11 protein-coding genes and 2 pseudogenes are annotated in these 22,058 nt (G+C 47.4%); 8 read left to right on the forward strand and 5 right to left on the reverse strand.

Annotated elements, in window-relative coordinates:
* The 3 genes from N646_RS03125 to N646_RS03135 all read left to right on the forward strand — a co-directional run bounded on the left by N646_RS03125 (position 1) and on the right by N646_RS03135 (position 2,783).
* Positions 1-1,098, forward strand: coding sequence for an amino acid ABC transporter permease (locus N646_RS03125; RefSeq protein WP_017821868.1), 1,098 nt, complete (start codon positions 1-3; stop codon positions 1,096-1,098).
* 23 nt (positions 1,099-1,121) lie between these two features.
* Positions 1,122-1,871, forward strand: coding sequence for an amino acid ABC transporter ATP-binding protein (locus N646_RS03130; RefSeq protein ID WP_005377400.1), 750 nt, complete (start codon positions 1,122-1,124; stop codon positions 1,869-1,871).
* A gap of 249 nt (positions 1,872-2,120) precedes the next feature.
* Entirely contained in the window at positions 2,121-2,783 is a 663-nt protein-coding gene (locus tag N646_RS03135; RefSeq protein WP_005377399.1) for a Bax inhibitor-1/YccA family protein, read from the forward strand.
* Positions 2,784-2,859: 76 nt separating this feature from the next.
* Here N646_RS03135 and N646_RS03140 read toward each other — a convergent pair whose 3' ends face one another.
* Positions 2,860-3,234 carry a chromosome partitioning protein ParB gene (locus N646_RS03140; protein ID WP_005377398.1) on the reverse strand — a complete coding sequence of 125 codons (375 nt, stop codon included), beginning with the start codon at positions 3,232-3,234 and terminating at the stop codon, positions 2,860-2,862.
* A 408-nt stretch (positions 3,235-3,642) separates the two neighbouring features.
* Between N646_RS03140 and N646_RS03145 the strand changes: the two genes are divergently transcribed.
* The gene (locus tag N646_RS03145) at positions 3,643-3,972 is read left to right on the forward strand and encodes a TusE/DsrC/DsvC family sulfur relay protein (protein ID WP_005377396.1); all 330 of its coding nucleotides are present in this window, start codon (positions 3,643-3,645) and stop codon (positions 3,970-3,972) included.
* A gap of 2 nt (positions 3,973-3,974) precedes the next feature.
* On the opposite strand, the gene yccX is transcribed toward N646_RS03145, so the two are convergent.
* Positions 3,975-4,247 carry an acylphosphatase gene (yccX, locus tag N646_RS03150; protein ID WP_005377386.1) on the reverse strand — a complete coding sequence of 91 codons (273 nt, stop codon included), beginning with the start codon at positions 4,245-4,247 and terminating at the stop codon, positions 3,975-3,977.
* A 90-nt stretch (positions 4,248-4,337) separates the two neighbouring features.
* On the opposite strand from yccX, the gene N646_RS03155 reads away from it, so the two are divergent.
* Both N646_RS03155 and N646_RS03160 read left to right on the forward strand, forming a co-directional pair.
* Entirely contained in the window at positions 4,338-5,741 is a 1,404-nt protein-coding gene (locus N646_RS03155) for a methyl-accepting chemotaxis protein (protein WP_017821867.1), read from the forward strand.
* 161 nt (positions 5,742-5,902) lie between these two features.
* A complete protein-coding gene (locus tag N646_RS03160) occupies positions 5,903-7,096 on the forward strand; it encodes a class I SAM-dependent methyltransferase (protein WP_017821866.1) in 1,194 nt (397 codons plus the stop codon).
* Between the two features lie 55 nt (positions 7,097-7,151).
* Here N646_RS03160 and N646_RS25075 read toward each other — a convergent pair.
* From N646_RS25075 to N646_RS25210, 3 genes and pseudogenes are all read right to left on the reverse strand, one after another.
* A pseudogene (locus N646_RS25075) lies at positions 7,152-17,043 on the reverse strand (Calx-beta domain-containing protein); the annotation flags it as partial.
* Positions 17,017-17,670, reverse strand: a pseudogene (locus N646_RS25205) (Calx-beta domain-containing protein); the annotation flags it as partial. The pseudogenes N646_RS25205 and N646_RS25075, both read right to left, overlap by 27 nt.
* Positions 17,645-19,720 (reverse strand): Calx-beta domain-containing protein, encoded by a 2,076-nt coding sequence (locus N646_RS25210; RefSeq protein WP_021033900.1) that lies wholly within the window; start codon positions 19,718-19,720, stop codon positions 17,645-17,647. The pseudogene N646_RS25205 and the gene N646_RS25210, both read right to left, overlap by 26 nt.
* 387 nt (positions 19,721-20,107) lie before the next feature.
* Here N646_RS25210 and N646_RS03200 point away from each other — a divergent pair, with 387 nt between their 5' ends.
* Both N646_RS03200 and N646_RS03205 read left to right on the forward strand, forming a co-directional pair.
* Positions 20,108-21,421 carry a TolC family outer membrane protein gene (locus tag N646_RS03200; RefSeq protein WP_021707835.1) on the forward strand — a complete coding sequence of 438 codons (1,314 nt, stop codon included), beginning with the start codon at positions 20,108-20,110 and terminating at the stop codon, positions 21,419-21,421.
* A gap of 2 nt (positions 21,422-21,423) precedes the next feature.
* Positions 21,424-22,038 (forward strand): OmpA family protein, encoded by a 615-nt coding sequence (locus N646_RS03205; RefSeq protein WP_005377363.1) that lies wholly within the window; start codon positions 21,424-21,426, stop codon positions 22,036-22,038.
* Positions 22,039-22,058: the final 20 nt, after the last annotated feature.

Raw genomic sequence — 22,058 nt, forward strand, 5'->3', positions numbered from 1 at the left:
ATGAGTACTCATCAATTTCAACCGGATCTCCCGCCACCCGCCAATACTGTAGGCTTCGTTGGTTGGATGCGGAAAAATCTATTTAATGGCCCTATCAATTCCATTGTTACTGTCATTCTTGCGTATATTGTCGTAACTGCAATATGGTATATCGTGGATTGGGCGTTTATTAACGCAGACTGGATTGGCTCAACGCGTGACGACTGTAGCCGAGATGGTGCTTGCTGGGTATTTATCAGCGTGCGCTGGGAGCAGTTCATGTATGGTTTTTATCCAGAGTCCGAACTATGGCGCCCTCGCCTTTTCTATATCACATTGGCCATGTTTACTGTTTTACTCGCGTATGAGAAGACACCGAAACGGATGTGGATTTGGCTTTTCTTCGTAAACATCTACCCATTCATCATCGCTGGGCTGTTGTACGGGGGTGTCTTTGGACTAGAAGTGGTCGATACACACAAATGGGGTGGATTACTCGTTACGCTCATTATTGCGTTAGTTGGTATCGTAGTTTCACTGCCAATTGGTGTGGTACTTGCGCTTGGTAGACGTTCAGAGATGCCGATCATTCGCAGCATTTGTACCGTCTACATTGAAGTTTGGCGTGGCGTTCCGCTGATTACGGTTTTGTTCATGGCTTCGGTTATGCTTCCATTATTTATGTCTGAAGGTTCAGAGACAGATAAACTGATTCGCGCCCTTATCGGTGTGGTTATGTTTGCCTCCGCTTACATGGCAGAAGTGGTACGCGGTGGTCTACAAGCCATTCCGAAAGGTCAATATGAAGCCGCTGATGCGCTTGGGTTAAGTTACTGGAAAAAGACTGGGCTGATTATCTTGCCACAGGCGCTAAAGATTACTATTCCTTCTATCGTGAACACCTTCATCGGTTTGTTTAAAGACACCAGTTTGGTACTCATCATTGGTATGTTTGACGTACTCGGTATAGGGCAAGCAGCAAACACCGACCCTGAATGGTTAGGTTTTGCTACAGAAAGTTATGTATTTGTCGCGTTAGTGTTTTGGGTATTTTGTTTTGGCATGTCGCGCTATTCGATATGGCTTGAAAACAAACTTCATACCGGTCACAAACGATAACTCATCAAGATCAAGGACGTATTATGACGCAACAACAAGATTACATGATCCAATTGAAGGACATGAATAAATGGTATGGTGAGTTTCACGTACTAAAAAATATTAACCTCGACGTTAAGCGCGGGGAGAAAATCGTTATCTGTGGCCCATCTGGGTCGGGAAAATCAACGATGATTCGCTGTATTAACCGCCTTGAAGAGCACCAAGCAGGCAGCATTTACGTCTCTGGTACGGAATTAACTGAAGACTTAAAGAACATTGAAGCAGTACGCCGAGAAGTGGGCATGTGCTTTCAACACTTTAATCTCTTCCCTCATTTAACCGTACTGGAAAACTGTACGCTCGCGCCTATCTGGGTGAAGAAGATGCCAAAAGATGAGGCAGAAGCAGTTGCGATGAAATATCTGGAACGTGTTAAAATTCCAGACCAAGCGGAGAAGTATCCCGGTCAGCTGTCTGGTGGTCAGCAACAACGCGTGGCGATTGCTCGCTCTTTGTGTATGAACCCTAAAGTCATGCTTTTTGATGAGCCAACATCTGCACTCGACCCGGAAATGGTTCGCGAAGTACTGGATGTAATGGTCGAACTCGCCGAGGAAGGCATGACTATGCTTTGTGTGACACATGAAATGGGCTTTGCTAAAGAAGTTGCCGATCGCGTGATATTCATGGACGCAGGAGAGATCATCGAAGAAAACAACCCTGTTGATTTCTTCGAAAATCCTCAATCGGATAGGACCCAAAATTTCCTAGCGCAAATCTTACACCACTAAGATTTAGCCGAATCGACATAAAAAAGCACTGGTTTCTATGAAGCCAGTGCTTTTTGTTACTAAATTCAAAAATCTGTGTAAGAATCAACATAGCTATGCTAGGCAGTAATATTGTGTTACAAGTTGCCAAATACATAACATCTTATTTCTATTATTATTTTATCTAAGTTACGTATGGTTAGGGCTTGATTTTTTGAACTTTCAATCCCATAAATGTACTTAAAAGAAAGTCTCTTATCGAGGAAGATTATGAACAGTCCAATGTTTACCCGCACTTCAACTCAAGAAAGTGCTCTACAAACGAACAAAGTATTGCGTAATACTTACGCTCTACTTTCAATGACACTTTTATGGTCGGCAGTCGTTGCTGGCGTTGCAATGGCATTTAACCTTCCACATCCAGGTATCATCCTAATGCTGGTTGGTTTCTACGGCCTATTATTCTTAACAGAAAAAAACCGTAACAACAGTCTTGGCCTTGTGTTTACGTTCCTATTTACTGGCTTCTTAGGTTACACCGTTGGCCCTATTCTAAACATGTACATCGGTGCCGGCATGGGCGATATCGTATTAACCGCACTCGGTGGTACGGCACTATCTTTCATGGCAGCATCGGCATACGCACTAACAACGAAACGTGACCTATCGATGATGGGTGGCTTAATGCTATCACTATTTGTTGTGCTGGTTGTGGGCATGATTGCAAGCTTCTTTATTCAATCAACCCTTTTACACTTGGCGTTGAGCAGCTTGTTTATCATTTTCTCTACTATGGCGATCCTGATGACAACACAAGGCATTATTCGTGGCGGTGAAACAAACTATATCTCTGCGACAGTAACTTTGTATGTATCAATCTACAACATCTTCATCAGCCTACTAAGCATTCTAGGCATCATGAACGACGATTAATCGTTTCTCGTTAAGTAGAATCAAAAAGCCCGAAGGTAATTCCTTCGGGCTTTTTCTTTGTGTGCAATTCAGTGTATTACGCCTGCTCTACTGACAACTCGATAACTTCGTCAGCTTCTGGATTTTCTCTAAAGCGTCTCACTTTGATCGTTTCCTCTCCTAACATGATTTGCTTGGCGATTCGGTGCATACCGTCAAAAACACGATAGTCACTGGTTAAGATTACCGGATACGACAAATCAGCATTGTTGATTCGTTGGCAATGTTTTGCAATTTCACGGCAGGTTGGCTGTGGCCCTTCATGACTAAACCAAGTCACTTCATTTGGGCCTTTGATATCATCAATCGAAATTTCTTCTACAGGTAAGGATTCTGCAAGTTGCCAAATACGCTCGATGGACCAAGTGGATTTTACATTGTCATTAATCTCAATGTAACGTTGTTTCGACATGACTAACTCCTTGTCATCATTGTTGTTTCTAACCTGAATACAGGCTTTTATTAATCCAATGAGAATATCGGTCTATGAAAACAAACACAACGTTTAAGCTATTCATTCACCCATAAAATCCCATAATCAGACAAGTAGCCAAGAAAAAACCAAAACAAAAACGAATAAGCCTGGGTATCCATGCAATTTCGTTGGTACTCACCCCGTAAAATTTCTAACAAACTGAATAGTTTCCTATTTATTTGAATAAAAGAGCATTTATATCAAAGTGCCTAGCTCTGTCAAAAAGCACTCACCATTTTGTACGCTTTTGCTTCGCTCGATACGACTTCGAGATTCTTTTGTTGAGAACATTCTCGGCTGTCGCTAATCTATAAACATCCATGTTTACTTAACGGATAAAACGTTATGTTCGTTTACAACGGCAAAGAAATTGAAACGGATGCTCAAGGCTACTTATTGGATCATACTCAATGGGAAGAAGGTATGATTGAGCTTTTAGCAAAAGAAGAAGACATCGAGCTTACGGATGCTCATTTGGAAGTTGTGCATTTTGTGCGAGACTTTTATGAAGAGTTTAATACCTCCCCTGCAGTGCGTATGCTTGTGAAAGCGATGGAAAAAGCGCACGGCCCGGAAAAAGGTAACAGTAAGTATCTATTCAAGCTGTTTAAAAAGGGACCAGCCAAACAAGCAACCAAATTAGCCGGCCTACCAAAGCCAGCTAAATGCTTGTAGATTCATAAAATTTTAAAACCGCGTAACGGCTTATACGACGCAGGCTCCTGCATCACTTGCTCTACTGTTGCCGTTCGCGGTCCTTCTTGTAACCATTCCGAAAACGCAACTATTTGCGCGTCTGTTCCACACGCCATCACTTCAACATCACCATTGTTTAGGTTCTTCGCATAACCTGTTAACCCTAGCTTCAATCCTTGATGGGAAGTATGGTAACGAAAGCCGACGCCTTGAACGTGACCTTTTACTATAAATCTCTCACACTTTACGTTCATCTTTGTACCGCTTCTTTTTACTGAGTGATATATTCTTTTCGTCTATTCACCCCACTAAGGATAGTGGGTTTTTGCACGGTTATTATAATTATGAAAGAAATTCCATTCCGCTGGATTGATAAGTATCTCATTCACTTAAAGATTCAAGAAAAGTTCTATTTGCTCTTCGTTCTCCCTCTTCTTGCTTTAGTCATTCTCACTCTCGTCCTTAATAGCGCGGCTAATACACTGATCTCAAGTATGTACCAAGAAGAGCTCATGCTTATGAAAGGTCTGATAGAGGCAGGCAACCTTTCTCAATCTCAAGTAGCAAGCCTCATAGCGGGTTCAGAAACCGTTTCTATTGGCTCTGGTTCGCAATCCGTGTCTGTTTTAAATGGTGCGTACAGTTTGGTTGCGAACCATGAACTTTCTTTATGGACTGCCCTATCAACGACTCAAGTAAGCATCATCTGTGTGAGCTTGTTTATTCTCGCTCTTGGCGTTTACTACATCATGACGTTTATTGGCGGCGCGATGTTCACGATGAACAAAGCCTTAAACACTCTTGCTGGTGGCGACCTAACTGCGAGAATGAACTTCTTCCCTGTTCGCGACGAGTTTAGTGAAATTGCTATTACGATAGACAAAGTTGCAGAACGAGAGCAACAAATGGTGCTGTCGATTCAAGAGTCTGTGGCGTTAATGCAACAAATTAGCTCAGACCTGAATCAATCGATTCATCACAGTTCAGATATTTCAGCGACTCAGCAGGAACACCTCAACTCTCTTGCGAGTGCAACTGAACAGATGGCATCAACGATTCGAGAAGTCGCGACACTAGCTCACGATTCAAGCACGCAAACCGATGATGCACGTAACGTGGCTCAGTCTGGACAAGTGAAAGTTGAGAATACGCTTCACTCGATTTCGAACCTTTCTAATGAGATTCAATCTGCGTCTCAAGCCGTTGCCGAGTTAGATGCCAATGCCGCACAAATTGATGAAGTCGTGACAACCATCAATGGGATCTCCGAGCAAACCAACCTACTTGCTCTGAACGCGGCGATTGAAGCTGCACGTGCTGGAGAACAAGGTCGTGGATTTGCGGTCGTTGCGGATGAGGTTCGCGCTCTTGCGGGACGCACTCAGCAAGCGACAGTTGAAATCCAAACGATGATTGAATCGTTACAGCGTAACAGCCAGTCGCTTACTAAGCTGATGGAAGTGACAGTTAATAATGCAAATGAGGGACAAAACCTCATGACGGAAGTGAATCACGAAATCGGCTCTTTGGCAGATAAAAATCAAACTATCTCCGACAGTAGCATTCAAATTGCAACAGCAGCTGAAGAGCAAGGTGTAGTCGCGGACAATATCGCCTCAAGCGTTGAAGAAATTCGAGTTCAAGCAGATAACGTGTGCAATATGATAAGCACGACTTCACAAAACGTTGATCAACTGCGTAAGCAAAGCGACACAATGGAAGCTCTACTTACTGGACTTAAAGCATAGCAACGGAATCTGTTACAGCAAATTCAAATAACAGGGTCACTTTAGTGACCTTTTTTGTATTTAAAAGTCACTACAATGTACTGGATTGCCGAGGGATATTGCTTTTACCATTCACATCCCGGACAATACGCCCCTTTCAAAATTCAACAAGAGCTAATGAAATGACAGCTGCTATCTATTTGGTTAAAGGTCGTGAGAAATCGGTCAAGCGCAAGCACCCTTGGATCTTCTCTCGAGGCATCAACAAAGTTGAGGGCGAACCTGCTCTTGGCGAAACGGTTGATGTATTCACTCACGACGGTAAATGGCTAGCTAAGGCGGCATATTCGCCAGCTTCACAAATTCGTGCTCGTATTTGGAGTTTTGATAAAGAAGAAATCGACACCGCGTTTTTCGTTAAACGACTTAAAGACGCACAACTTCTTCGTGAAGACATTATCGAACGTGATGGCCTTACGGGTTATCGCCTTATCGCAGCAGAGTCTGACGGCTTACCAGGCGTTACGATTGACCGTTACCAAAATTTCTTTGTGTGCCAACTTCTCAGTGCTGGCGCAGAACACAATAAGCAGGCTATTGTTGACGCTCTGGTTGAGTGCTTCCCTGATTGTAATGTGTACGAGCGCTCTGACGTGGCCGTTCGTAAAAAAGAGGGTTTAAAAGAGATCACGGGCGTCTTGCACGGCGAAGAGCCACCTCAATCGGTCGTCATCGAAGAAAATGGCGTAAAGATTAGTGTAGATATCGTTGGCGGACACAAAACAGGTTTCTACCTAGATCAACGTGATAGTCGCCAGCAAGCGATGAAATATATGAAAGGCAAAGAAGTTCTTAACTGCTTCTCTTACACAGGTGGCTTCGGACTTTACGCTCTAAAAGGTGATGCAAAGCGTGTGATTAACGCTGACGTGTCGCAACCTGCTTTAGATACCGCAAAATTCAACGCAGAGCTAAACGAGTTTGATATTTCGAAGAAGCGTGCCGTGTTCCTAAATGCAGACGTGTTTAAGCTACTTCGTGAGTATCGCGATCAAGGAACTCAGTTCGATGTGGTTATTATGGACCCACCGAAGTTCGCAGAGAGCAAAGCACAACTAAACGGTGCATGTCGTGGTTACAAAGACATCAACATGCTAGCAATGCAAATTCTAAAACCGGGCGGCACGCTACTGACCTACTCGTGCTCTGGCTTGATGGATCAAGTTCTGTTCCAGAAAATCATCGCTGATGCAGCCGTAGACGCTAACCGCCAAGTAAAGTTTGTGGAGCGTTTTGAGCAAGCCGCTGACCACCCAACCGATACAGCATATCCAGAAGGCTTCTACTTAAAAGGTTTTGCATGTAAAGTGCTTTAGGCTACGAATAAGTAAGACAAAGCAGAAGAAAAGGGCCTACTGGCCCTTTTCATTATGGCTCTAAGTTAACCTTAGTTAGTGCGGATAACACATCTCTCTCAAAGTCCGCATTTCCCACGATTAAATCACTAAACTCTGTCGCCCCGTTTTCTATTACGATAGTTTGAATTGAGTTTCCATCGTTATGGGTTATTTCTAGAGATAAGTCATCGCCATCAATGTTCAAGTCAATACTATTAAGAAGTTCTTCTATCGTATTGTGCCCTGCATCTTCAACGACTTCACTCAGATCTAAGGTGTCCAAATCTCTCTCAAAACCTCTAATTAGATCTGTTCCTGTATCCAAGGAGTCGTTGACCCATTTAAAGACATCTGCCTCGTTATCATTACCGATCAAGATGTCATGACTTACGTCTACTTCAGCTTCAATAATATTTGCAGAGCCATTACTTGAAGCATTTACTCCTCCGTTTTCATCAATAACGAATTGCAGGGTATTCTCACTTTGATCGCCATCGTTATCCGTCAATACATAATCGAAGTCTAACGTTTCAACTGTATCACCCACCGCACCATAAAATGCATACGCACCATCGTTTAGGTCGATTTCCAGAGTATGTTTGCTGTCGATATAGATAGTAAGCTGCATCGTTGTGTCGTCAAATGCATGCGAAATACCATCGTTATTGTCAGTTACTATTAGGTCTGTACCATCAAACGAATAAGTGACACCGTCATGTTCTATTTCGCTAATATAACCACCATCTGCACCAATACCTGTATCTGGAGAAGTGGTATACATCAAGTTCCCCCCAACAGGTTGAATCACTGACTGCAACATAACCGGAGGTAATTGAGTTACGTCAGGAACCACAACACCATCAAGGTCTTGATTCAAAAAGCCATCATATGCTACGCGATCTAATTGCTCCGGCATAAGATTAACGCCCATACCATACGCTAGGGCTGTGATCTGATTATCAGGATCGGTTAGGTGATCAATCCAACTCTGCTCGCGAGCGTCGTTTATAAATGATGACGCAGGGTTTGGCTGACCATCTGACAAGAAGTAACTAACATTCGACGCACTGGTTAACTTACCTACATCATCCCATGACTGTTTTGCTTCATTTAGCGCGTTGTTATAGTTAGTCGCGCCACCCGCAGTTAGCGTCTCAATATACGCTTTGGCCTCCTCGACCGTCAGCCACGTCGCAGCACCTATAGCGTAAGTGGATGCTGTACTGCTATAAGTAATAATTTGAACTCGCGTTTGACCGATAGACTCATATTGATTCAATAACTGAGTTGCCGAATCTTTCATTATCTGCAAGCGATTATCCGTTCGCATAGAACCCGAGACATCCATTATGAGCTGAACGTTGGCACTTTCTTTAGTTTCTGCAACTACATCGTGAATAATAGATGCAGAATCTGGTGAGTCATCTTCCACAATAACGTTGACCGTTGTGGAGTTAGTAAGACCACGAGCATTCGAGACAAGCACAGGCACCTCAATATTTAAGGTGTCTTCTCCAGATGGGTTGGAGTGATCAATCGGACCAAGAAGCTCCGTAGATACCACTCCAGTATCATTGACTGATATTTTGATAACCTCTTCACCGTTCGCTGAACCGATAAGCATTTGGTCGTTATTTGATAACGTCCACGTTACAGAGATACCGTTACTAGTAAGAGCTGTAGATGGTTCACTGAGCGTAACAGAATCAACGGTTTGACCCAGCGTCAATTGTTCTACATCAGTACTCGAGTCAGTTGTGTCATCAAAGCCGTTTAGAGCAGAGTCATCAGCAATGGCGTTGCTTAAGCCTTCCTCAGAAACGTTTAGTGTTACACCTTCTACAATTGGTGGGGCGTAAGGGTTGACAGAAAAGTACCCCGTTTTACTGTCGCCATCATTATCAGTAATAGTGTAGTTAAAATCGATATCCCCATCGCCATAAGGTGAGGTCAAAGGCAAGTATTGGAAGAACTCCCATTTTCCAGTGCTAGGTGTAAGTTGAACTTCGAATGCAAGCTCTCCATCAGCCTCTGCAATCAGTCTATTAGAGTTTTGTGGATCGACGTATATCAACACGTCTTTACCATCTAGAGTCTCTAAACCAGCCTCACCTCCATTTAAGACTATAGAACCAGGGCCATCAGCTCCATATACAGCACCGAGGTTCCCATCCGCACTAGCAATTGGCACGCCAGAGTACGCACCTGTAAAGGTTATTGATTTAACGGTAAAGTCACTGTTGTCTTCAGTATCCGGGCCATTGCCATTACTGGTCGCCTCGAGGATGATTTTATCAAAGCCTCCCTGTTGAACATTGAAATTTGCCGCGTAATCACCACTGCTTGCGTCAGAGCTGAACGATTGCTGAGCAATTAATACACCATCTCTATAAAAAGATGCGATTCCTTTCTCAAGTTCACCACCAAACATTTTCTCAAATTCTATTTCTGCTCCGTAAGCAACTTTATTGCCTAAGTCTATGATTAACTGCTCTGATACACCCTCATTACCCGCGAATCGATAATCGACTTCGTTTTCTAATTGGAAGCCGTTGTTACCAGAACTTTTAACGCCAATCCCTTCTGATGATTGATTGATTTCAGCTGTTCCCAGCATCACAGATTCGTCAGACACAAAACCGTTTGCAGTCACAACAACGTCCCCAAATGTTCGACTGGTTGCATCTGCCTCACTTCCTGCAAAATCTATGCGCCCTGTCAGAACGTTAGGTGCACCAGTAAGCGACACATCGACGGGTTGAACAACAACAGGCACGTATGGGCAATCATCTTCAACGGCCACATTTAAGCTTTGAGATGTTGTTGTTTGTCCATCACTTACAGAAATCTGTAAATCAAAGTTGATGATGTCTTCCACATCATTAACAGGATGATCAAGTGGCTCAAACAGAGTAATAGTATAGTCCCAAGAGCCTTGACCTGAAGCTGAAGGCTCGCTCAGCACAACAGTAGCAACAACGCTCAGGTGAGCAGTTTTCGCAGTCAGCGTTTGAGTACTGTTGTCCCACGTCCACGATATAGGCTCCCCTCCTGATGTTAGGTTGTTAGGGCCTGCCAATACCACTGAAACATTCGCCGTGTCTGGATCGGCAACTGTGAATGTTCCTGAGAAACTTGCGGAGTTAGTGGTGTCTGAAGGTGCTCCTGTATTATCAGGGATACCATTAGCTAAACCTTCTTCCGAAACAACTGCATTCACAACATTTGAAATAGAAGGAGGAGCATCATTATCAATAATCGTTGCCGTACCGGTATCGCTGCCTTGCACTGCACCAATGCCGGTTACTGTCACGCTGAAATCTTCAGGGCCTTCATAAACAGCGTCATCAATGGAAGCAATACGCACATCAAACTCAGTTTGCCCCGCTGGCACCGTTACTACACCATCGTTTGGCACTGCAACCCAACCGCTTCCGGTGTTGTATTCCAAGGTACCTAAGTCACCGGCTTCGGTATCGCCTAAGTTGAGGCCAAGCTCGACTTGAACTGTAGACTCGGAGGCGTTCGACAACGTCACTTTGAAATTCGCTGTCTCACCCTCATTGATGGTGCCAGCGTCTGAAATAGTCACGCTTGGACGGTCATCATCCGGATCAGGGCCCGGACCCGTGCCATCGTCCACTATCGTTGCCGTACCCGTATCACTGCCTTGTACTGCGGCAATGCCGGTTACTGTCACACTGAAATCTTCAGGGCCTTCATAAACAGCATCATCAATGGCAGCGATACGCACATCAAACTCAGTTTGCCCTGCCGGCACGGTCACCACACCATCGTTTGGCACTGTCACCCAACCGCTTCCGGTGTTGTATTCCAAGGTACCTAAGTCACCGGCTTCGGTATCGCCTAAGTTGAGGCCAAGCTCGACTTGAACTGTAGACTCGGAGGCGTTCGACAACGTCACTTTGAAATTCGCTGTCTCACCCTCATTGATGGTGCCAGCATCTGAAATAGTCACGCTTGGACGGTCATCATCCGGATCAGGGCCCGGACCCGTGCCATCGTCCACTATCGTTGCCGTACCCGTATCGCTGCCTTGTACTGCGCCAATGCCAGTCACCGTCACACTGAAATCTTCAGGGCCTTCATAAACCGCGTCATCAATGGAAGCAATACGCACATCAAACTCAGTTTGCCCTGCTGGCACCGTTACTACGCCATCGTTTGGCACTGCAACCCAACCGGAGCCTGTGTTGTATTCTAAGGTGCCTAAGTCACCGGCTTCGGTGTCGCCTAAGTTGAGGCCTAGCTCGACTTGAACTGTGGACTCGGAGGCGTTCGATAGCGTCACTTTGAAGTTCGCTGTCTCACCCTCATTGATGGTGCCAGCATCTGAAATAGTCACGCTTGGACGGTCATCATCCGGATCAGGGCCCGGACCCGTGCCATCGTCCACTATCGTTGCCGTACCCGTATCGCTGCCTTGCACTGCGCCAATGCCGGTCACCGTCACACTGAAATCTTCAGGGCCTTCGTACACCGCGTCATCAATGGAAGCAATACGCACATCAAACTCAGTTTGCCCTGCTGGCACCGTTACTACGCCATCGTTTGGCACTGCAACCCAACCGGAGCCTGTGTTGTATTCTAAGGTGCCTAAGTCACCGGCTTCGGTATCGCCTAAATTGAGGCCTAGCTCGACTTGAACTGTGGACTCGGAGGCATTCGATAGCGTCACTTTGAAGTTGGCTGTCTCACCCTCATTGATGGTGCCAGCATCTGAGATAGTCACGCTTGGACGGTCATCATCCGGATCAGGGCCCGGACCCGTGCCATCATCCACTATCGTTGCCGTACCGGTATCGCTGCCTTGTACTGCGCCAATGCCGGTTACTGTCACACTGAAATCTTCAGGGCCTTCATACACCGCATCATCAATGGAAGCAATACGCACATCAAACTCAGTTTGCCCTGCTGGCACCGTTACCACACCATCGTTTGGCACTGCCACCCAACCGCATCCTGTGTTGTATTCTAAGGTGCCTAAGTCACCGGCTTCGGTGTCACCTAAATTGAGGCCTAGCTCGACTTGAACTGTAGCACTCGGAGGCGTTCGATAGCGTCACTTTGAAGTTCGCTGTCTCACCCTCATTGATGGTGCCAGCATCTGAAATAGTCACGCTTGGACGGTCATCATCCGGATCAGGGCCCGGACCCGTGCCATCATCCACTATCGTTGCCGTACCCGTATCGCTGCCTTGCACTGCCCCAATGCCAGTCACCGTCACACTGAAATCTTCAGGACCTTCATACACAGCATCATCAATGGAAGCAATACGCACATCAAACTCAGTTTGCCCCTGCTGGCACCGTTACTACGCCATCGTTTGGCACTGCAACCCAACCGGAGCCTGTGTTGTATTCTAAGGTGCCTAAGTCACCGGCTTCGGTGTCACCTAAGTTGAGGCCTAGCTCGACTTGAACTGTGGACTCGGAGGCGTTCGATAGCGTCACTTTGAAGTTCGCTGTCTCACCCTCATTGATGGTGCCAGCATCTGAAATAGTCACGCTTGGACGGTCATCATCCGGATCAGGGCCCGGACCCGTGCCGTCATCCACTATCGTTGCCGTACCCGTATCGCTGCCTTGCACTGCGCCAATGCCAGTCACCGTCACACTGAAATCTTCAGGGCCTTCTTAAACGGCGTCATCAATGGAAGCAATACGCACATCAAACTCAGTTTGCCCTGCTGGCACCGTTACTACGCCATCGTTTGGCACTGCCACCCAACCGGAGCCTGTGTTGTATTCTAAGGTGCCTAAGTCACCGGCTTCGGTGTCACCTAAGTTGAGGCCTAGCTCGACTTGAACTGTAGACTCGGAGGCATTCGATAGCGTCACTTTGAAGTTCGCTGTATCACCCTCATTGATGGGTGCAGCATCTGAGATAGTCACGCTTGGACGGTCATCATCCGGATCAGGGGCCTGGACCAGTGCCATCGTCCACTATCGTGGCCGTACCCGTATCGCTGCCTTGGACTGCCCCAATGCCAGTCACCGTCACACTGAAATCTTCAGGGCCTTCATAAACGGGCTTCATCAATGGAAGCAATACGCACATCAAACTCAGTTTGCCCTGCTGGCACCGTTACTACGCCATCGTTTGGCACTGCAACCCAACCGGAGCCTGTGTTGTATTCTAAGGTGCCTAAGTCACCGGCTTCGGTATCGCCTAAGTTGAGGCCTAGCTCGACTTGAACTGTGGACTCGGAGGCATTCGATAGCGTCACTTTGAAGTTCGCTGTCTCACCCTCATTGATGGTGCCAGCATCTGAAATAGTCACGCTTGGACGGTCATCATCCGGATCAGGGCCCGGACCCGTGCCATCATCCACTATCGTTGCCGTACCCGTATCGCTGCCTTGTACTGCCCCAATGCCGGTTACTGTCACACTGAAATCTTCAGGGCCTTCATAAACGGCGTCATCAATGGAAGCAATACGCACATCAAACTCTGTTTGCCCTGCGAGCACCGTTACTACGCCATCGTTTGGCACTGCAACCCAACCGGTAGCCTGTGTTGTATTCTAAGGTGCCTAAGTCACCGGCTTCGGTGTCGCCGAGATTCAGGCCTAGCTCTACTTGAACTGTGGACTCGGAGGCATTCGATAGCGTCACTTTGAAGTTCGCTGTCTCACCCTCATTGATGGTGCCAGCATCTGAAATAGTCACGCTTGGACGGTCATCATCCGGATCAGGGCCCGGACCAGTGCCGTCGTCCACTATCGTTGCCGTACCCGTATCGCTGCCTTGTACTGCCCCAATGCCAGTCACCGTCACACTGAAATCTTCAGGGCCTTCATAAACCGCATCATCAATGGAAGCAATACGCACATCAAACTCAGTTTGCCCTGCTGGCACCGTTACTACGCCATCGTTTGGCACTGCAACCCAACCGGAGCCTGTGTTGTATTCTAAGGTGCCTAAGTCACCGACTTCGGTGTCGCCTAAGTTGAGGCCTAGCTCGACTTGAACTGTGGACTCGGAGGCATTCGATAGCGTCACTTTGAAGTTCGCTGTCTCACCCTCATTGATGGTGCCAGCATCTGAGATAGTCACGCTTGGACGGTCATCATCCGGATCAGGGGCCCGGACCCGTGCCATCATCCACTATCGTTGCCGTACCCGTATCGCTGCCTTGCACTGCCCCAATGCCAGTCACCGTCACACTGAAATCTTCAGGGCCTTCGTACACCGCATCATCAATGGAAGCAATACGCACATCAAACTCAGTTTGCCCTGCTGGCACCGTTACTACGCCATCGTTTGGCACTGCAACCCAACCGGAGCCTGTGTTGTATTCTAAGGTGCCTAAGTCACCGACTTCGGTATCGCCTAAGTTGAGGCCTAGCTCGACTTGAACTGTGGACTCGGAGGCATTCGATAGCGTCACTTTGAAGTTCGCTGTCTCACCCTCATTGATGGTGCCAGCATCTGAAATAGTCACGCTTGGACGGTCATCATCCGGATCAGGGCCCGGACCCGTGCCATCATCCACTATCGTTGCCGTACCCGTATCGCTGCCTTGTACTGCCCCAATGCCAGTCACCGTCACACTGAAATCTTCAGGGCCTTCGTAAACCGCATCATCAATGGAAGCAATGCGCACATCAAACTCAGTTTGCCCTGCTGGCACCGTTACTACGCCATCGTTTGGCACTGCCACCCAACCGGAGCCTGTGTTGTATTCTAAGGTGCCTAAGTCACCGGCTTCGGTGTCACCTAAGTTGAGGCCTAGCTCGACTTGAACTGTAGACTCGGAGGCATTCGATAGCGTCACTTTGAAGTTCGCTGTCTCACCCTCATTGATGGTGCCAGCATCTGAGATAGTCACGCTTGGACGGTCATCATCCGGATCAGGGCCCGGACCCGTGCCATCGTCCACTATCGTTGCCGTACCCGTATCGCTGCCTTGCACTGCGCCAATGCCAGTCACCGTCACACTGAAATCTTCAGGGCCTTCGTACACCGCATCATCAATGGAAGCGATACGCACATCAAACTCAGTTTGCCCTGCTGGCACCGTTACTACGCCATCGTTTGGCACTGCAACCCAACCGGAGCCTGTGTTGTATTCTAAGGTGCCTAAGTCACCGGCTTCGGTATCGCCTAAGTTGAGGCCTAGCTCGACTTGAACAGTAGACTCGGAGGCATTCGACAGCGTCACTTTGAAGTTGGCTGTCTCACCCTCATTGATGGTGCCAGCATCTGAAATAGTCACGCTTGGACGGTCATCATCCGGATCAGGGCCCGGACCAGTGCCATCATCCACTATCGTTGCCGTACCCGTATCGCTGCCTTGCACTGCCCCAATGCCAGTTACTGTCACACTGAAATCTTCAGGGCCTTCGTAAACGGCGTCATCAATGGAAGCAATACGCACATCAAACTCAGTTTGCCCCGCTGGCACCGTTACCACGCCATCGTTTGGCACTGCAACCCAACCGCTTCCGGTGTTGTATTCTAAGGTGCGTAAGTCACCGGCTTCGGTATCGCCTAAGTTGAGGCCAAGCTCGACTTGAACTGTAGCCTCGGAGGCGTTCGATAGCGTCACTTTGAAGTTCGCTGTCTCACCCTCATTGATGGTGCCAGCATCTGAAATAGTCACGCTTGGACGGTCATCATCCGGATCGGGGCCCGGACCCGTACCATCATCCACTATCGTTGCCGTACCGGTATCGCTGCCTTGCACTGCGCCAATGCCAGTTACTGTCACACTGAAATCTTCAGGGCCTTCATAAACAGCGTCATCAATGGAAGCGATACGCACATCAAACTCAGTTTGCCCCGCTGGCACCGTTACTACGCCATCGTTTGGCACTGCAACCCAACCGGAGCCTGTGTTGTATTCTAAGGTGCCTAAGTCACCGGCTTCGGTATCGCCCAAGTTGAGGCCTAGCTCGACTTGAACTGTAGACTCGGAGGCGTTCGACAGCGTCACTTTGAAGTTCGCTGTCTCACCCTCATTGATGGTGCCAGCATCTGAGATAGTCACGCTTGGACGGTCATCATCCGGATCAGGGCCCGGACCAGTGCCATCGTCCCACTATCGTTGCCGTACCGGTATCGCTGCCTTGCACTGCGCCAATGCCAGTCACTGTCACACTGAAATCTTCAGGGCCTTCGTAAACCGCGTCATCAATGGAAGCAATACGCACATCAAACTCAGTTTGCCCTGCTGGCACCGTTACCACGCCATCGTTTGGCACTGCAACCCAACCGCATCCGGTGTTGTATTCTAAGGTGCCTAAGTCACCGGCTTCGGTATCGCCTAAGTTGAGGCCAAGCTCGACTTGAACTGTAGACTCGGAGGCGTTCGATAGCGTCACTTTGAAGTTCGCTGTCTCACCCTCATTGATGGTGCCAGCATCTGAAATAGTCACGCTTGGACGGTCATCATCCGGATCAGGGCCCGGACCCGTGCCATCGTCCACTATCGTTGCCGTACCGGTATCGCTGCCTTGCACTGCCCCAATGCCAGTCACCGTCACACTGAAATCTTCAGGGCCTTCATACACAGCGTCATCAATGGAAGCAATACGCACATCAAACTCAGTTTGCCCCGCTGGCACCGTTACTACGCCATCGTTTGGCACTGCAACCCAACCGCAGCCGGTGTTGTATTCTAAGGTGCCTAAGTCACCGGTTTCGGTATCGCCTAGGTTGAGACCAAGCTCGACTTGAACTGTAGATTCGGAGGCGTTCGATAGCGTCACTTTGAAGTTCGCTGTCTCACCCTCATTGATGGTGCCAGCATCTGAAATAGTCACGCTTGGACGGTCATCATCCGGATCAGGGCCTGGACCCGTGCCATCGTCCACTATCGTTGCCGTACCGGTATCGCTGCCTTGCACTGCGCCAATGCCAGTCACCGTCACACTGAAATCTTCAGGGCCTTCGTACACGGCATCATCAATGGAAGCAATACGCACATCAAACTCAGTTTGCCCTGCTGGCACCGTTACTACGCCATCGTTTGGCACTGCAACCCAACCGGAGCCTGTGTTGTATTCTAAGGTGCCTAAGTCACCGGCTTCGGTATCGCCCAAGTTCAGGCCCAGCTCGACTTGAGCAGTGGACTCGGAGGCGTTCGAGAGCGTCACTTTGAAGTTCGCTGTATCACCCTCATTAATGGTGCCAGCATCTGAAATAGTCACGCTTGGACGATCATCATCCGGATCAGGGCCCGGACCAGCGCCGTCATCCACGATCGTCGCCGTACCGGTATCGCTGCCTTGTACTGCCCCAATGCCAGTTACAGTCACACTGAAATCTTCAGGGCCTTCGTACACCGCGTCATCAATGGAAGCAATACGCACATCAAACTCAGTTTGCCCCGCTGGCACCGTCACCACACCATCGTTTGGCACTGCCACCCAACCGCTTCCGGTGTTGTATTCCAAGGTACCTAAGTCACCGGCTTCGGTATCACCTAAGTTGAGGCCAAGCTCGACTTGAACTGTAGACTCGGAGGCATTCGACAGCGTCACTTTGAAGTTGGCTGTCTCACCCCTCATTGATGGTGCCAGCATCTGAGATAGTCACGCTTGGACGGTCATCATCCGGATCAGGGCCCGGACCCGTGCCATCATCCACTATCGTTGCCGTACCCGTATCGCTGCCTTGCACCGCCCCAATGCCAGTCACCGTCACGCTGAAATCTTCAGGACCTTCATAAACAGCATCATCAATGGAAGCGATACGCACATCAAACTCAGTTTGCCCCGCTGGCACCGTTACTACGCCATCGTTTGGCACTGCAACCCAACCGGAGCCTGTGTTGTATTCCAAGGTACCTAAGTCACCGGCTTCGGTATCGCCCAAGTTCAGGCCTAGCTCGACTTGAACAGTGGACTCGGAGGCATTCGACAACGTCACTTTGAAGTTGGCTGTCTCACCCTCATTGATGGTGCCAGCATCTGAAATAGTCACATTCGGGCGGTCATCATCCGGATCGGGGCCTGGCCCAGTGCCATCGTCCACGATCGTCGCCGTCCCCGTATCGCTGCCTTGTACTGCGCCAATGCCGGTTACTGTCACACTGAAATCTTCAGGGCCTTCGTAAACGGCGTCATCAACAGAAGCGATGCGCACATCAAACTCAGTTTGCCCTGCTGGCACCGTTACTACGCCATCGTTTGGCACTGCAACCCAACCACTTCCCGTGTTGTATTCTAGGGTGCCTAAGTCTCCAACTTCGGTGTCACCTAAGTTCAGGCCTAGCTCGACTTGAACAGTGGACTCGGAGGCATTTGACAGCGTCACTTTGAAGTTCGCTGTCTCACCCTCATTGATGGTGCCAGCATCTGAGATAGTCACGCTTGGACGGTCATCATCCGGATCAGGGCCCGGACCACTGCCGTCGTCCACGATCGTCGCCGTCCCCGTATCGCTGCCTTGCACTGCACCAATGCCAGTCACTGTCACACTGAAATCTTCAGGACCTTCATAAACGGCGTCATCAATGGAAGCGATACGCACATCAAACTCAGTTTGCCCCGCTGGCACCGTTACTACGCCATCGTTTGGCACTGCAACCCAACCGGAGCCTGTGTTGTATTCTAAGGTGCCTAAGTCTCCAACTTCGGTGTCACCTAAGTTCAGGCCTAGCTCGACTTGAACAGTGGACTCGGAGGCATTCGACAGCGTCACTTTGAAGTTCGCTGTCTCACCCTCATTAACCGTACCTGCATCACTCATCGTTACCGCTGGGCGATCATCATCAGGATTTGAGCCAGGTCCACTACCATCATCTAAAATAGTGGCAGTCCCAGTAACAGGTGTGCTTTGTTCTTCTGTCGTGCCAGAGAGCGTAAACGTTTCTGGGCCTTCAAATACAGAGTCGTCAATAGAGTCTATAGAGACCGTAAAGTCACTTTCACCCGGTGGGATCGAAATGGTAAAGGTTCCGCTTTCACCGACTGAAACTTCTTCTGTTGTACCATCAGAAAATGTTATGAGGACACGCTCATTGACGTAGTCACTCCCGTTCTCGTCAGCTGAGCCGCCTGTTGCGGTTCCATCAAGGAGAGAAAGAATGACATCAGTGTTGTCTTCAGTTGTTTGACTTAGAGTAATATCGAATACAACTTGGTCACCTTCGTTGATAGTCGGACTAGATATTTCTTGAACTAAGATAGTCGGTGGTACAGGGCCATTAATTACTCTGAAAAGATCCAACAAAGATAGTGCTTGAGTTGTAGATAGTCCGATTCCATCAATACCGACGGTCTCAAAATTCGTACTAGCCAACAATTCAGCGCCAGTACGATCTATTGCACCAGTATTTTGGGGGCTAGAACCACTTTCCTCACCTGCAGCTGGCTCAAAATCCTCACCAAGAGCAGTAGGGTCTTCTCCACTAGCGATAGCCTCGATTAGCGCAGTGACATCATCAGTAACGTTAATTGAACTACCTTGCGGTGTTACCTGTTGTACAATTAATTCTGATGTATCAGAAACTTCCTCAATAATTAATTCACCAGGCTGAGGTAGCTGACCACTTTCAAGACTTCTCAGGTTCCCATCAAGCCCTATAACCACGACATTGCTCATCAATGAACTTAACGCTACTCGATCCATGCTCTTCATCCTTGTATTAGTTTAATTAAAGGCTTGTTACTGCACTAAACACGTCTATAGTTTAGACAAAATATGAATTTTTCGTTTTATTCCAAGAGGATTTAGTTTTTGAGAGTAATAAGGAAAATAACCGAAGAATTTGCCTTCATTTAAACCAGTTTCCGCTATGCTCTTAAGATAAAAAGGTTTTCTACGAAAAAATCGACCACTTACCAAGCAAGCTTTGCCTCGTATGCTAGAGTTTAGAGAGTAAGATTGTTGTTTTTATTGAATTAAACATTTAAACATCAACAAGTTGATAATACGCACTAAGAAAATTCATTGTTTGTAACTTCTCGTCTCAAATATGAAACAGAATAAGAGCGACATGATTTTAGGAGAACTAACGTGAGATGGAATCGAGTACATATAGCCTGCTGTTGCTTAATAGTGTCTTCACCAGTTTTCGGTCAAACTCTAGAGCAAGCGGTTGCACAGACGCTACAAAATAACCCCGATATTAAGAGTGCATTTAACGAGTTTATGAGCCAGAAGTACATAAATGAAGCTTCATCAGGTGCTTACCTCCCCTCTGTTGATCTAGATGCTGGAATTGGATATGAAGGATTAGACCCGTCAGATGAAGTTGGTCGAGGAGACACGGATTACACTCGAAAGGAAGCTTCAGTGACACTGACCCAACTAATATGGGATGGTAGCGCTACATTAAATGATATTGATCGAACCGCAGCTGATGCTGAATCTGTTAGATTTCAACTCTTAGCAGATGCTTCAGATAAGGCACTTGAAGTGACTAAAGTGTACTTGGACGCTGTTAAAGCGTATGAAGTCCTAAAGCTTTCAGAAAACAACCTTGCTGTTCATAAAGATATTTACGATGACATTAAAAAACGAGTCAACTCGGGTATCGGCTCTACTGCTGACTTGACGCAGGTAGAAGCACGTTTGGCAAAAGCACACGGAAACTTAGCTGCTGCTCAAAATAACCTGTATGACTCTCACACGATGTTCACTCGTTTAGTCGGTCAAACACCACAAGGGTTAATCTTTCCGAGAGCGGACCAAAACTTTATCCCGTACACGGTTGATGAAGCGGTAGGCTTGGCATTTGAACTTCATCCCGTTATTCAAGTGGCGCTCGCAGACGTAGACTCGGCTAAGTTTCAATACAAACAGTCTAAAGGTGTTAATTACCCAACCATTTCAATTGAAGCTTCGCAAACATGGCGTGACGACGCTGATGGTTTAAAAGGTCGAAGTGATGAGACACTTGCCATGCTGCGTCTACGCTACAACCTATTCAATGGTGGCAGTGATGCAGCGAACTCAGAAAACTTTGCCTACCAGCTAAATAAAGCAAAAGACTTGCGTGAAGGTGCCTATCGCAATGTTGAAGAAGGGTTAAGGCTTTCTTGGAGTGCGCTTGATTTAACATTACAACAAAAAGAGTTTCTATCAGATCATGTAGACTCTGCGTCTGAAACCGTAATTGCTTACGAGAAGCAATATCGCATCGGTAAACGAACACTGCTTGATCTATTGAACACTGAAAACGAGCTCTTTGAGGCGCGTAAAGACTACTTAGATTCTAAATACGCAGAGCAGTACGCCAAATATCGAGTGATGAACGCAACTGGGCAACTGTTGAGTGCATTAAGGGTTGAAATGCCTAAAGAATGGCTAGAAGAAGTGGAGTATTAATTATGAAACACATAGCTTTTATTACACTCTCATTAATGCTCTCCGCATGCAGTTCATCAGATCGTGGTGATGAATATGATTACATAGATACCCCAATTGCCGATCAGTGGGCTGATCATATAGATGATGACTCTGACGGAGTCATTAACGAGCGAGATTTGTGCCCGGGTACACCTTTGGGTGCCGAAATAGACAACGACGGTTGCGGTTCGTACGTTGACTCCTCACAAGAAATGCAAATTCGAGTACTATTTGCGAACGATTCCGATGTGATCAACCCTATCTTTACGCAACAAATTCTTGAACTATCCGACTTTTTGAAAGAGTACCCGAACACGTCTATAGAGATTCAAGGTTATGCTAGTCGCACTGGTACTGCAGAACATAATCTTGACTTATCTAAGCGCCGCGCTGAAAACGTTAGAAAAGAGCTCATGAAGAACGGCATTAGTGGAGATAGAGTTACCATTGTCGGCTATGGAGACACAGTACTTGCGACACAAGGTACAGACCAAGTTAGTCACGCATTGAACCGTCGAGTAACCGCAACAGTGATTGGCCACAAGGGTGAAGTGAAGAAAGAATGGACCGTTTTCACAACACTTCCAAAAAGCTAGCACAACAATAAACAGACCGT

Origin of the sequence: Vibrio alginolyticus NBRC 15630 = ATCC 17749 (assembly GCF_000354175.2) — a bacterium.
GTDB lineage: Bacteria > Pseudomonadota > Gammaproteobacteria > Enterobacterales > Vibrionaceae > Vibrio > Vibrio alginolyticus.

Coding starts and splice junctions, on each gene's coding strand:
- N646_RS03205 (WP_005377363.1), top strand. CDS start 21,424: ATGAAACACATAGCTTTTATTACACTCTCATTAATGCTCTCCGCATGC.
- N646_RS03135 (WP_005377399.1), top strand. CDS start 2,121: ATGAACAGTCCAATGTTTACCCGCACTTCAACTCAAGAAAGTGCTCTA.
- yccX (WP_005377386.1), bottom strand. CDS start 4,247: ATGAACGTAAAGTGTGAGAGATTTATAGTAAAAGGTCACGTTCAAGGC.
- N646_RS03130 (WP_005377400.1), top strand. CDS start 1,122: ATGACGCAACAACAAGATTACATGATCCAATTGAAGGACATGAATAAA.
- N646_RS03140 (WP_005377398.1), bottom strand. CDS start 3,234: ATGTCGAAACAACGTTACATTGAGATTAATGACAATGTAAAATCCACT.
- N646_RS03155 (WP_017821867.1), top strand. CDS start 4,338: ATGAAAGAAATTCCATTCCGCTGGATTGATAAGTATCTCATTCACTTA.
- N646_RS03160 (WP_017821866.1), top strand. CDS start 5,903: ATGACAGCTGCTATCTATTTGGTTAAAGGTCGTGAGAAATCGGTCAAG.
- N646_RS25210 (WP_021033900.1), bottom strand. CDS start 19,720: ATGGATCGAGTAGCGTTAAGTTCATTGATGAGCAATGTCGTGGTTATA.
- N646_RS03145 (WP_005377396.1), top strand. CDS start 3,643: ATGTTCGTTTACAACGGCAAAGAAATTGAAACGGATGCTCAAGGCTAC.
- N646_RS03125 (WP_017821868.1), top strand. CDS start 1: ATGAGTACTCATCAATTTCAACCGGATCTCCCGCCACCCGCCAATACT.